Annotated in this window: 7 protein-coding genes; all 7 read right to left on the bottom strand. The window is 42.8% G+C overall.

The window, feature by feature from the left end; genetic code table 11:
• Positions 1-232 precede the first annotated feature (232 nt).
• Positions 233-2,152: a bifunctional diguanylate cyclase/phosphodiesterase gene (locus L2744_RS17365; protein WP_248993085.1), complete on the bottom strand. Its 1,920-nt coding sequence runs from the start codon at positions 2,150-2,152 to the stop codon at positions 233-235.
• Positions 2,153-2,161: 9 nt separating this feature from the next.
• The gene (locus L2744_RS17360) at positions 2,162-2,869 is read right to left on the bottom strand and encodes a transglutaminase-like cysteine peptidase (protein ID WP_248993104.1); all 708 of its coding nucleotides are present in this window, start codon (positions 2,867-2,869) and stop codon (positions 2,162-2,164) included.
• Positions 2,870-2,887: 18 nt separating this feature from the next.
• On the bottom strand, positions 2,888-3,496 hold the full coding sequence (locus L2744_RS17355) for an OmpA family protein (protein WP_248993084.1): 609 nt from the start codon (positions 3,494-3,496) through the stop codon (positions 2,888-2,890).
• Positions 3,493-4,908 carry a TolC family outer membrane protein gene (locus L2744_RS17350; protein WP_248993083.1) on the bottom strand — a complete coding sequence of 472 codons (1,416 nt, stop codon included), beginning with the start codon at positions 4,906-4,908 and terminating at the stop codon, positions 3,493-3,495. The genes L2744_RS17355 and L2744_RS17350 overlap by 4 nt, the downstream gene beginning before the upstream one ends.
• A gap of 26 nt (positions 4,909-4,934) precedes the next feature.
• Complete coding sequence (locus L2744_RS17345) at positions 4,935-6,317, bottom strand: HlyD family type I secretion periplasmic adaptor subunit (protein WP_248993082.1); 1,383 nt, start codon at positions 6,315-6,317, stop codon at positions 4,935-4,937.
• On the bottom strand, positions 6,314-8,491 hold the full coding sequence (locus tag L2744_RS17340) for a type I secretion system permease/ATPase (protein ID WP_248993081.1): 2,178 nt from the start codon (positions 8,489-8,491) through the stop codon (positions 6,314-6,316). Before L2744_RS17340 ends, L2744_RS17345 begins: the two co-directional genes overlap by 4 nt.
• 89 nt (positions 8,492-8,580) lie before the next feature.
• Positions 8,581-14,548 (bottom strand): VCBS domain-containing protein (locus tag L2744_RS17335; RefSeq protein ID WP_248993080.1); only part of this gene is annotated, 5,968 nt, incomplete at its 5' end.

Here is a 14,548-nt window from a genome sequence, read left to right as displayed (position 1 = left end):
GGCTTTTTTATATCTAGGCCAAGGCTGAATGGATGAATTTACAGGGTCAGAGGTTCGAATCCTCACTCTTTATGCAAAGCTGATCGACTAAATAATCAATAAACATCAGTATTCTTAATAAATATACTGGGCATTTTGCAGAAAATAAGATCAGTCACGAGGTTAAATTGCTATTTGCAGTTGGCCAAAAATAAAGCTTCCGTAGAAGCTTTATTTTCAAAAATTTTATTGGTTAATCTAAGTTTTCCGGTGGTGCAATAAATCCTTGATAGGCATCAGTTCTGAGCTCATTAAAGCGTTCAAGTTGTGCTTTTTCTTGAATGCCAGTCACTATCACTTGAATATCTAACCCTTTAGCGACATTGATGATTGCACGGCAAAGCTCACTATTATGCTGTGCTTCATCGTAATAAGAGAAAGACTGATCAAGCTTAACGTAACTCGGTCTAAGCTCTTGCAGATAGGACATAGAGCCAAATTGACGTCCAAAATGGTCAATACCAAATTTGGCACCATTATCGCGAATAATGTTACACAAGTGCAAACATGAGGCTAAATCGCTGTAGACGCCGGCTTCTGGTATTTCAAAGCAAATGCGTTCAACATGTTGTGCATTGCGAAGGAAATGATTGAGCCATTCATGGAACTGGGGATCACTAATACTTTGGTGTGTTAAGTTAATCGCCACTGGCTCATAGCTACGCTCGAGGAGTTTTTGTTCATATACAGTTTCAATTAAACACTTATCGAGTAGTGCACCAAGCGATAATAATTCAATATAAGGCATAAACTGCCCTGCATGGGCAATCTTATCGCCAAGCTCTAATTGGCAATATAATTCCCTCTGTGCAATACCATCTCCATCGCAAAATTGGATAGGCTGCCATCTAAACTTAAACTTTTTATTACTGATAGCATAGCTGAGGTTATCGCGCCATTGTTCACGGGTAAAAAGCTGTTGCTCAGTCGTTTCAAACCAGTGGAAGGTTTTATTTTCTTTTAGTGCTTTTTGTAATGCATTATCCGCTTGTGCCAAAATATCCGATACTTTCATTTGTCCTATACGTTCAGCAACACCTATTGCAAAGTTTTCATTAGGTTTACAGCCAGCTTTGGACATTTCTTGGTTAATCGTACGGATCAATGTCTGTAGATATTTGCTGATTTGATCGTGTTCAACATCTGTGACTAAGAACGCAAATTCAAAAGCCGCAATACGCGCGATAACTGAAGGGGTTATTTCATTTAACTCCTTCTGAAATCTCTCAGCGAGAATTCGTATAGTTTCATCTCTAACCTGATAACCATATTTGCTATGCACTTCTTCAAGCCAGTCTAGTTTTATGAGGAAGAGTGCGCCGCTGCTGGGCTCACTTAACCAGCCGTTCAGTCTGTTTACCACATACTGCCTATTGGGTAAGCCTGATGCAGGATCCATAAGGTTTTTCTTGCGAAGCGCGCCCACTTCTTCATCTAAGGATTGGAATACTTGTTTTAGCTGCGTAGACATACTGTTAAAGGCGGTCACAAGATCCTTTAGTTCAGTGGTTTTGGGTAACGGCATGTCAGGACCAAATTGGCGGGCAGCAATACGTTTAGCGTGTTCTGAGAGTGCATGCAGGGGCTTGAGGATCCAAGTGAGCCCTAATCTTGCGGTAATAATGGCCACTAAAAACAATAAGGAGAAGGCGATGATGGTATTTGACATTATTCGCCACAACTCGTGATAACCAAACCCTGGATGAGCGGTAATCTCAAGTTGTGCAAGTTGTAGCCAGCCAGAAGTGATAGTGCTTTCTTTACGGATAGTCTTAAAGAGATTGAGGTTGATGAACCACTGGGGGACTCCTTCAATTTTTAGAGGATTTGTCCACTCTTGTTGTTTACCATCGACCATCCATGTCAATTTCACTTTTTGATAGTAACCTCCTTCAAAAATGACGTTGACCAATGTTTCAGCGGCTACTGTATCGCCAGCTTCGAGTGCTGGGGTAAGCATTAAACCTAGAGAGTTACTGACGTTGTTTAGATCTGACTCCATTTGCTTAGTCAAAAAGCTTTGGGTCTCAGTAAATTGCACATAACCTAAGCTTGCTACTACTAACAAGAAGAGGCTAAACAGCAGCGAATAAATCTGTCTAAACAGTGTCATTTTGGGGGGCTACTCCAGTTTTAATTTAGGTTGCCTGAGGCGGTCAACACCTAATCTGTGGTTGAGGTCATTCCATTTTTCTAGTCGCGTAGACGAACCCGCTAAAACACCTCGTCCTTGTTCTTTGTTAAGCCATAGTTGTTTACCGTTAAAACTATAAACAGGTAATAAATCCTTCCGCTTTGTTGCTGGCTTTATTTCATGGTCGAGATTATCGAGTACTAATGGTATGGCTGATGGAGTTTCATAGTAAGCCAATACCATGTGATATTGATTAACACTGGTTGCTTTAACCATAGTAATTCGCATCTTATCTTCTGGTACTCCTAATTGGAGTAAAGTGAAGTATTTTGCAATCGAAAAGTCCTCACAATCACCCCCATTTACGCCAATAAATTCCATTGGTGTAGCCCAATAATTCGATTCTCCCCACAGTTTTATATCATCAACAAAACGGAATAAATTAAAAAAATTATTCACTTTTGAGAGTTTTTCTTTTTCGTCTAACGTACTCGCCTCGGATAAGACTTTAAACCATGCTTTAGCACGCATTCCTGCACGTTCACCATAATGTTTAACCAGTTTTGAGGTTATTTGGGTTTCATCAAGGTTTTGTGTTGGCGCAGCATAGAGGCAACAGATCCCTAGGGCTGACGCTATTAGGCTAAAGCGGCAGACTCGCAATAATGAATCCTTATAACCAAGTCTGCCGTTTATCACTTAATGTTTTAGTCCTTACTTTGGATTGTCATCGACAGAGTAAACCGTCCATTTCATATCCGTTGTTGTGTCATCACCGGTTACTTCAGCGACAACGCGGCGGTTGCGCATTTCAGCTTCGGGGGTTTGTTCTAATATCATTGGGCGACTAGAGCCATATCCTATAGCGGTTAGTCGGCTTCTATCTATGCTAAAACGATCTGCCAGTGCAGCGGTTACCGCATCTGCTCGTTCCTGTGACAACACTGCATTGCGTTCATCTGTGCCTGTGCGACTAGTGTGCCCTTCGATGGTCACTTTAGTCGTTGGATATTGGCGTAAGAAAGTTGCGATATCTTCAATCTGAGGATAGTACTCAGGTGCGATATAGGCGGAGTCATTCGGGAATAAAATATTTATTTCCATTCGCTCATTAATCGCTTTGATTCTGCCACAACCATAGTTATCCGTACTTGCACCTTGCGCAGTGTCATTGCAACGTTCGCGGGCCTCGATAACACCATCTCTGTCTTTATCTGATAGATCATAGGCTTGAGTCGTTGTGATTTCCTCAATATTAACCGTATCTCGCATAGAACAGCCAGCTAAAAGTGTAATACTGAGGAATAGGATAGTGGTTTTCATTTGTTAGCCCCTCCGTCATAGTTGCGTTCGCCACGCCATGCTTCAGGACGAGTCACTTTGAGTGAGTCTAATAAACGGCCTGTGGCATTGAGTACGCGATATTTAGCAATGATTTCATCATATTCTGTTTGTAAATAATCTTTACGAGCTTCAAAGAGTTCATTCTCTGTATCAAGTAAGTCGAGTAAACTGCGTTGACCGAGATTGAATTGTTGCGCATAGGCAGATTGGGTATCTTTTGCTGCAACGACATGGTCGCGAATATATACTTTCTGAGGTGCTAACATTTCATAGGCGTTCCAAGCCAAATTCACTCCTTCAACGACTTCTCGCAGTGCACGTTGGCGAATTTCTTTCGCTTCACCGAGTTTATAGGCAGTTTCCTTTTCTCGAGCAAGATCTCTACCACCTGCGAAGAGGTTGTATTTCACTCGAACCATGGCAAGGAGATCGTTGTTATGGCCGCCCACATTCTGGCTAGCGATATTACTTACGCCATCTTCACCGCCGATATCATTATTCCAATTACCACTGAGTTCCAGTGAAACCTGTGGATAATAGTTAGATTGAACCGATGAGCGTTCATTTTCGGCGGCACGAATATCGTTTGCTGCCGATTTTAGAACGGGATGATTCTGTTGGGCATCATTTAAACTTGAGCTAAGATCTTTTGGTAACATGTCGGCATCAGGTACGGGTTGAATTAAATCAACAGGTTCAGATTCGACAATTTTGACATATTGCGCTTTCGCATCGAGTAAATTATTGCGAGCTGACATCACATTGGCATTTGCACGAGCAAGACGGCCAGATATTTGGGATAAGTCCGCGGTCGAACCTAAACCAGAATCGGTGCGTTGTTTAATTTGATCATAAATCTCTTTATGGCTATCGAGATTTTTCTCAGCCAGTTTTAGGACTTCATGGGTACGCAGATAGTTGAGGTATACTTTACTGACATCGAGAGCCATATCTTCAGCCGCTGCGAGTAAAGCCCACTGTTCTGCACTGGCTTCAAAGCTATAACGATTGACTTCACTGCTGGTATAAAAACCATCGAATAGCATTTGTTTTAAGCTAACACCCAATTCTCCACGGTTTAGCTCTGCCACTCCTTCGCTATCGACATCTCCCACATTTTTACGTCTGCGTGTTGATACGCTGTCGGTTTGCTCATAACCATAACCGCCAGTGATATCAATTGTTGGCATATAGCCAGCAATCGCTTGGTTAACTTGCTCTTCCCTAGCTTTAAAGCGATTGAAGGCTGCACGTAGATCCGGATTCGTATCGATCGTGTGCGCAACTGCCTGCTCTAAAGTCTGACTCTGAGCCGATAACGGTAAAAGTATAAATGACAATACCATGGCTATTTTTGAACATTGAAATGGTCGTCTTACTAAAGTATTCATTGCAAACCTCCCGGTTTATAACAGGCTTAACGCTCTCTGAGCGCAGTATCCTTAGCCCTTAAAATTGGATTTAAAATGTACTCAAGAATGGATCTTTGTCCCGTGATAACATCAACTGTAGTTAACATTCCCGGGATAATTGGCATCTGTGTGCCATCGTCTTTAACTAAACTCGATTCTTCTGTTCTCACCCTAATAAGATAGAAGCTATTTCCCTCTTCATCCTGTGATGTATCTGCACTGATATGTTCAACAGTACCTTTAAGACCGCCATAACGAGTGAAATCATAGGCGGTGACTTTAACTATCGCAGGTAATCCTGGATGTAAAAAAGCAATGTCCTTTGGCAGCACTTTGGTTTCTATCAGTAATTGATCCTCGGAAGGAACAATCTCAATAATATTGACCCCAGGTTGTACGACTCCACCTAATGTATTGATATGCGTTGTTTTAATTGTACCGTTAACAGGGGAGGCGATAATGGCTTTGCTGACTTTATCCTGCGCACCGACCTGAGCCTCATTCATGCGAGATAATCGAGTTTGGGTCTCGTTAAGCTGCGCCCGCAAATCGGCGGCATACACAAATACAGCCTCCCGACGTTTTAAAATTGCTTCATCTAAGGCTGATTTTACTTTTGGTCTGAGTAATCGTAGCGAGTTGAGTTCACCTTGAGCATCGTTAACCGCACGTTCTAACTTGAGCAATTCGACTTCAGGTACAATGCCTTTTCTGGCTAAGGGGCGAGTCAGCTCTAACTCTCTGGAGATCAACTGCATACTTGTCGTTAGCGTCGTGGTTTTTGAGGCAAGCTCATCAATTTCCTGTTGCCGTTGCTGAATTTGGCGTACCAATATTTCAAGCTGGTTGCTGAGGTTATCTAAACGACCGTTGTATTCCTCCTGTTGCCTGTGTACGAGTGCCGGCTCAGCAGCCACTATAGTATCGGGGAAAACTAAGGCTTTTTTGGTGATCAAAACTTGCTCACGCCAGTCAGAGGTCATATCGGAAATTAATATACTATCCAGTTCGGCTCGCATACGAATAGCATTGGTTTTTAAACCAAAAACCTCCTGTTCTTGTTGGGCAAAATCCGAGCGAAAGCGAGTATCGTCAATCCGTACTAAGGGTTGTCCTTTGGTAACGAGTTCACCTTCTCGTACGTAGAGCTCCTGCATTATGCCGCCGTCCAAGCTTTGAATGACCTGAACCTGAGAGGAGGGGATCACTTTGCCTGAACCTGTGGTGACTTTGTCTAGTTTGGCAAAAGCAGCCCACAACAAAAAACAGACAATCATAGCCGCCATTGCCCAAATAATTAATCGGTGCCCAGTTGGTGCATCGGTCATCATGGCACCATAGACATCATCGACCATGTCCAGATCATTAGCCGTTAAGTGTTTACTCATTTTTTACTGCCCCCATTGAACAGGCCAAAATTGAGTTTTTCTAACACTTCAGCTTTAGGACCATCAGCAACGACATGACCGCGCTCGAGCACAATAATGCGATCAACCAGTTGTAATAAATGCATTTTGTGCGTAATTAACAATAGGGTTCTGTCTTTGCTCACATTTTGCATTGAGCGAATAAACTGTTGCTCAGCACGAGCATCTAAGCTTGCCGTTGGTTCATCCATCAAGAGTACTGGGGGATCATTGAGCGTAGCCCTTGCAAGGGCTACTGTTTGCCTCTGTCCACGGCTAAGTGACATACCACCTTCACCAACCTGTTGATCTAAGCCCTCAGCTTCAAGATGAGTAAATTGGCTTACGCCTGATAGTTGTACAGCCCGTATCAGTTGGTGTTCAGTGACTTGGCGAGTACCAAAGAGAATATTATCCCTAATCGTGCCGTGAAATAACGTCACATCTTGGGGCAAATAACCGAAGTTACGGCGTAGATCGCTAGGATGAATTTGCGCAGAATCGATACCGTCATAACGTAGACTGCCAGTTGTGGGCTGGAAAAGGCCCACTAAGAGTTTTGCCAGTGTACTTTTACCTGAACCATTGCGGCCGATAATTGCGATTCGTTCACCGGGATTCATCGTCAGAGACATGGGATATAACACGGGCTTTTCTGAACCTGGGTAGCTAAAGCCAACATGATCGACATTAATCTTGCCTAACAATCTCTGCTTACTAACTAAATGACCTTTATTTTCAAATTCGTCCTCTTGAATCATTAATTCATTTAATTGACGTAATGCACTCGCCGTATGATTTGCTCTGGTCATGAGTCCTGCAAGTTGTGCCATGGGTGCTATGGCTCGACTAGATAACATTACCGCCGCAATGATCCCCCCCATAGAAATTACATTATCAGAAACTCGGTAGACCCCTAGAATTACCACGCTAACAACGGTAAATTGGACAATAAAGTTTGCAATATTTGACACTGAATTAGACAGGTTTTTAGATCTTAATTGCCAGTTTGCACTATGGCCTATCATTTGCTGCCAGCTTCTTTGCACTATACCTTCGGCACCATTGGCTTTTATTGATTCTAGTGCTGAGAGGCTTTCAATTAAATGTCCATGCTTCAAGCTTGAAAACTTATTACCTTCTTCAATCGCCGCTTTTAATTTTGGTTGAGTGTAGAGCGTAAAACCTATAATGATGACGCCCCCGATAACGGGGATAATGGCAAGATCTCCAGCTACGATGTAGATAATGATTATGAAGAATAACGCAAAAGGTAAATCAACTAAGGTTGTAATTGTCGCTGAGGTTAAAATTTCACGAATATTATCAAATTCACCGAGTTGCTTTGCCATACCGCCGATACTGGGTGAGCGTTTCTTAAGCGGGATGCCAATGGCTTTAGCGAATAGTTGTGATGAGACGATGATATCTACTTTTTTTCCTGCTATATCAATTAGGTAGCTTCGTAATTGGCGCATAACAAGATCAAACATATAAGCAATAGAAGCACCAATTGCGAGAACCCAGAGAGATTCAAAAGCGAGATTGGGGACAACTTTGTCATATACATTCATGATAAAAAGTGGCGAAACGAGTGCAAACAGGTTCACTAAAACCGATGCAATAAGTGCATCACGATAAATAGGCGCTGAATCCTTGAGAGTTTGGAGTAACCAATGGGTTTTATTATCGTGAAGATAAACATCAAAGCCCATGTCACCACGGTATTCTTGTTTTACTAAAAATAAATAACCTACGTATAAGGCCTCGAGTGACTCAATATTAAGTGTCTCTTCTCCACCCGTTTCGGGTAATTGAATGACAGCTTTATCTGAATCTAAATTGAGCTCGCGTAATATACAGGCTTTCTGATCCTTTAATAACAAAATACAGGGAAGCAGTATTGGGGAGACTTCATTTAATCCTTTACGAGATAACTTTGCTGCTAAACCCGCGCGAGACGCGGCTTGTGGAAGTAGATCTGGTGTTAAAAGAGCACCAGACAAGGGTAAACCTGCCGCAAGCGAATCGCTTGAGCATGGGTTTCCAAAATGTTCAGTAAGGAGCACTAAACAATCTAGCAATGGATCTACTATAACTCGCTGTGAAGCAGAAATAGTCCACTGCTCAACTCTTTCAGACGCTGTAACAGGCACCTAATTATCTATCCTTTGATTTTTATATGGTTATCTGAAGTATCGTTCATGATGGCCTATATTTCTATAGGCCATCAAAACGATTTTATTTAAGGGATCACAGTGCCATTATTATTAGGATCATTCAGTGTTGTAACTCCCTGCGGTGTCTCTGGAGTTACAGGCTGGGTGTCGATAATTAATGGACCATTGCCATTGGTGCCGAGTAGGCCATTAATAATTCCAGTATCATTTGTTGTCCCATATGCGCTGAACAAATCCACACCATCAAGAATGATATGTTGTTCAAATACGCCATCAAGATTGGCATCAATATCGATAACCGTAGAACCACTACTATTCAAGCTAAAGTTCAAATAATTATCTAGCGTATTGCTATTTTCACCTTGAAGTAGATCGCTAAGATCTAATTTGTCCTCATTGATATTGAAGTCCGTTATATGGTCAGTGCCTGACTCTGCGTATCTCCAAACGAAGGTATCTGCACCACTATCACCTCTTAATACGTCATCCCCAAGGCCACCGATGAGAGTATCGTTGCCCTCACCACCACGAAGTGCATCGTTGTGGCTACCGCCGTCAATATAATCATTACCAGTATGGCCATATAGAATGTCAGAGCCAGATTGACCATAAATTTGGTCGTCACCACTTCCACCATTTACAATATCGGCTTTGTGTGAATTTACGTCATTCGCTAACAATAAACCGTCACTATCGACAATTTTATTTGAGCCAGTTAATGTGCCTGTCATTATATGGTGATTTAAGAGCGTGTTGACTGATAGCTCAAGAGAGTCATCGGAACCATATCCAGTCGAGCCAGTTCTCCCCGCATAGATAATATCGTTTCCTTTACCAGTCTCAATATGATCATTGCCATCACCACCATTGACGACTTGCACTTCATTAATGCTGTAACTCTTCTTATTGGAGCCAGAGGCCGTAACTTGCTGATGATCACGGTTTGTGATAATACCGCTTTCCCCTCCGCCAAAGGTGACATTTAATCTATTATCTTGGTTCGCATTTTCACCGTCCACAACAACCATAGTGTCGTTAAGGCTAGAGCCTTGGGTGGTAATGCTATTGGCATCAGCAATATTAATACCATCGCTATTGACGGGATTAACGTTGATCTTCAAGGTTGCACTTGATATATCACCATCACTATCGCGAATGGTGTAAGTGAAGGTTTCTACCGCTCCTGTTGCAGGTAGTTGGTTAGCATTGGCAGTGACTTGATACTCATAGGTTCCATCTGCTTTAAGCATAAGCGTGCCATATAAGCCAGTTATGGTTGAACCTACTTGACCATATACACCTGTATTGGTGTGATCGCCACTTGCTACTCCCACAATAGTAAGGGGACCATCTGCTCCTACAACGTCGTTTGTCAATACATTGCCATCTGTGTGCGGCAAGGTATATCCATTACCTGCAACCATACGAACTACTAGTTCATAACTGGTCGCTGCATCCTCATTAGTGTAGATAGATGTGACAATATTGCCGTTAGTATCTTTAAAACCAATGACTTGCATTGTATATACTTGGCCTTCATAGTTGAAGGTAACACTCGTTTGGCCCACCGTCACTATGTCGCGTGAAGCCATTGGGTCGTTAGTATTAGGTGTTTCGTTGTGGTTGAAGTTAAGTGTTAAGGTTACTGGTGTTGTTACTCCGTATGCATCCGTCACACTAAAGGTCACTTGCATCGTGGCTGCAGTAATCGACGTACCTGATGTAATGGAATAATTGTAGTGAGTGAAAGTACCCAAAACGATATCTTGGTTGAGTGATAATGAGCCCTGTAGAGCTGTATCATTATCCATAAACCCATAGCCTGATTGGTTTCCATACCAACCAGATGGATTCCCCCAACGAATTTGGTCTAGCCCTGTATCGTTATCTGGCCCGTCAGATTTAGTGACATTCGTACCACCAGTGGTGCTCTGCCAATTAGCAACGACTCCAGAAAACGTAAATGAGTCAACAACGACATCGAGTTGAGCTGTATCATTTTTCGCAATATCCACATCATCAGCAACAGTAACCGTGACAGTGGAATGTGCTGTATTACCCGCACCATCGATAGCAACAACTTTAATTCCATTTACCGTAAGACTATCCACATTTACGCTGTGGGGTAAATTAGTGAGTAATTCTGCGGTAACTGTGACATCTCCCTGTTCTCCTGCATTAATACGATCCCAATCTAAGGTTAAGCGAAGTGCTTCGCGTCCATAAACGGTACCAATTAATTGGCCTGCAGCATTAACCGCCCAATGAATTTGAGCATTAATACCTGTTACGGAAATACTACTAAAATCGCCAAATTGGAAGCTACCAATTGAGTTGCTACCGGACTTAAAGCTGAGTGTTTGTACACTCATGTCCGGAGCGCCAGCCTGCAAGTCAGCTTCGTTAAGGCTCGCAATAGCGTTAGTGGTTAGAGCAACAGGTTCGATTGGGGTTGTATTTGGTGCTTCTAGATGGACGTTGAATTCGCCAGTATTAGTATCACCATCACTATCTGTGACTGTTACATCAAAATGTAAATCGACATTTTGAGTGGAGCTCACAATTGTCTGTGCAGTTGTGCCAGTAAATTGGAAGTTTGTCCCTGCTAAAGCTGATAATTCAATATAACCAATCGAACCTAAGTTCTGGATGACTTGGCCGCTAGTAATATTTCCTTCACCTAGCAGATTACCTTGTTCATCATAGGCTTTAAAATGAATTGATGTCGCGCCTGTAAAATTAAAACTCGCAGTAGCAGCATCTTCAGAGTAATTAACAATTAAAACTTCGTTACCACTAACACTTGGATTGTCAACTCCAAAGCCGTTGTTGGTGCCATTGACACGGCCAAGATCCCCATTTTGATCTCGGGCGGTCAGTGTGAATGCAATATTCTCCCCTGATGGGATTTTAGAAATATCGTTATAGACACCATAGCCACTCGCTGAGTTATTGCTCGTGACGTAGACAGCGTCACCGATACCGCCCTGTCCACCAACTAAGCCTGCGATTTGGATAGTCGAAAGTTCATCAATGCTTTGATTGATATCGAAAGTGTACTCATTGCTATTAGAATCAGTCGTTAATGTAAATATTAACGTTTGGTTGGCTGCTCCCGTATAGGCAGAGGCTGTACCATTGGTATCTGTATATGCAATAAGCACATTTGGATTAGCTGGGTCAACGTAGTAAAAGACAGTTAATCCATCGGCCGTTATACCAGAGTTAGCGAATGTAACTGTTGTTCCATTCCATCCCGTAATATTCGTTGTAAGGCTTATGCTGTAATTATCATCAAGGGTATGATCATTACCATCGGCGCCAATAATATTGAGGGCGCCTACTATGTTGGCAGCAGTAGAGCTATTTACTCCCGAGGTACTTACAGGGTCGATGGAGATTAGATCGTCATTAATGACGATGCTTAAATTACCGGTCAAAACGCTACCATCGGCGCTAACAGCTTCAATAACAATACCATTGATCAGTGAATTTAGATTTGTGCCATCTAGAGCATTCACGTGCTTGATATTATCGAGAAGTTCAACATTAATTGTGACATCACCCGTTGTACCAGCAGCAATTGAGCCGCCACTCAGGGTTAATTGAATCACGTCAATACCATCTATCGAACCTATTAGCGCGCCATTTGCGGCAATGGCCCACACTATGCTTACACCAGCAGCAAGGTTGGTCGCAGCGTTAATGGTTGACTCATTAAAACGGAACTGTGTCAGTGCTTGGTTTCCTGCGGTGAAACTAATTGTACTTGAGACAACATTAGGAATATTGTCACGAAGATCGCTTTCATTAACAATGATTTGGCGATTATCAGGCAGATAAACAGTTGCACTGTCAGAGCCGGAAGGAGAAGTATTTCCTGCAAAGTTTGTTTGGCTGGCGGTTACTGTAATGTTTTGGCCTGCCGCAGGTGTGCTTTCGGTCCAACTGATGACACCATTACTATAACTAAAACCTGTTGCTGGAGAACCATCTGCAAGTTGCAGTTCACCGTTGACCAGTTTGAGTTCGACATTGGTTGTTACACCACTGTTTGTAATAGTGAGATTGACATAGCCTCCAGCAGCAAAATCAGCAGCATCAATTTCAACTTGTATTTGAACGTCGTCATTTCCTACTTCAGTAGGACTTAAATACGAGTCATTATTAGTGTCATCAATAATGGTAACTTCTGGTGCAGAAGGTGGCGCTATGTATAACTGCGGAATAACCGAGAAAGAACCGTCGGTATAGTCACCATCACGATCTGTTGCTCTTACTGTGAAATCAATATCGCCATCAGAAGGTTGGAGCATTTCTTGGTATTGGAAAAACTCCCAAGTGCCTGTTCCAGGTGTAAATTCTAATCTAAATACTAATTCACCATTTTCATCTATACCAGTAAGCGTATTTGCATTTTGAGTAATGGTAATTGTGTTGCCTGATGCCGTAAGCAGATTGTTTTCTGTACTGCCAGTCAAAGTTAATGAGCCTTTACCATCAGCCCCCCACTCTGGGCTTATTACGCCCGTAGCAAAAGCGATTGCTGGAGGGGTTGGTGAACCAGTAAATTCAATTGCCGTTATTGTAAAATCACTATTATCGTTGCTGTAAGGTCCTTGACCATTATCTAGCGCCTTGATAACCATGGTATCAAATCCGCCTTGTAAGACCTGGAAATTAGCAGCATAGTCACCACTATTAGCGTCTGAGCTAAATGTTTGAGTGGCAATAAGCTGACCATCACGCCAGAACTCAACTATTCCTACTTCTAGCTCGCCGCCAAACATATGGGAAAACTGAATATTTACGCCATAGGCAACAGTGCCAGGATCCAGAGTGATGATGACTTCTTCCGATGCAGAACTTCCATCTGCAAATTTACGGAAATCTACTTCATTAGCAAGATTATGATAAGGCGCCCCTACACTGCTAACTCCTATCCCGTTACCACTTCCATAGATTGCGGCATCAATTAAGTTAGAGTTTGTTGAAGAGGTAAATCCTTTGGCTGTGATCGTAAAACCATCAAAATCAAGAAGATTGTTGCTGCCACTATAGCCAGTTAGAGAGAATAGACCGACTAAAGTATCAGGAATATCTATATTCGTTACTTCGACAGGGCTAATAGATGCGATTTCAGGTGCGTCATCTTCAACCGTAACACTAAAGCTACCTGTAGAGGTGCCACCATGATTATCATTAACAGTAATACCTATATCGAATGTAATAGTATCTTCAGATGTAGTGTCTGGATGATCAAGTGGTGCCTTTAAAGTCACATCATAAGTCCAATTACCGGAATCACCAGAAGTTGGAGCTGTTAGAACTACAGCCATAACTTCAACATAGGAAGATCCGCCAATAACACCTGTGTAGCCTATTAGTGTTTGTGTATTCGCATCCCAGAGCCAATTTACAGCATGTCCGCCTGACATTAATTCTGTTGGGCCAGAAAGTGAAACGCTTAAAGAGTCACCATCAACATCATTAATATTTATTGTGCCGCTAGCAGAAACATCATCTGTAGTATCAGAATTACCAATAACATCAATTATACCGTTAAGTAGGCCCTCTTCAGATACCGTAGCATTTGATGCGGAATTTATTACGGGACAGTCGTTGGTGCCGGTAATGGTGATGGTGACGGTGTGCGCAGTGCCATCGGCACTGAGCACCACAAAGGTTTCCACCTTAGTTTCGCCTTCGGCTAAATACTGCACATCGGCATTGTTAACGTTGTAGGTCCAGTTACCCGCCGCATCAATGGTCAGACTGCCGAGGGCGCCGACACTTGGGGCGCCGCTGCCAGCTTGGAATACCGCTTGGCCGCTGTCCGCATCGGTGATGGTCAGGGTACCCGTGTCAGTTAACACTGGATCGCTGGCATCTTCGGTGACCGCGCCGCTGTCGTCACCGGCGATCACTGGCACATCGTTGGTGCCGGTAATGGTGATGGTGACGGTGTGCGCAGTGCCATCGGCACTGAGCACCACAAAGGTTTCCACCTTGGTTTCGCCTTCGGCTAAATAC

It is taken from the genome of Shewanella profunda, assembly GCF_023283765.1.
Taxonomy (GTDB): domain Bacteria; phylum Pseudomonadota; class Gammaproteobacteria; order Enterobacterales; family Shewanellaceae; genus Shewanella; species Shewanella profunda.
This window is presented reverse-complemented; position numbering and strand designations above follow the sequence as displayed.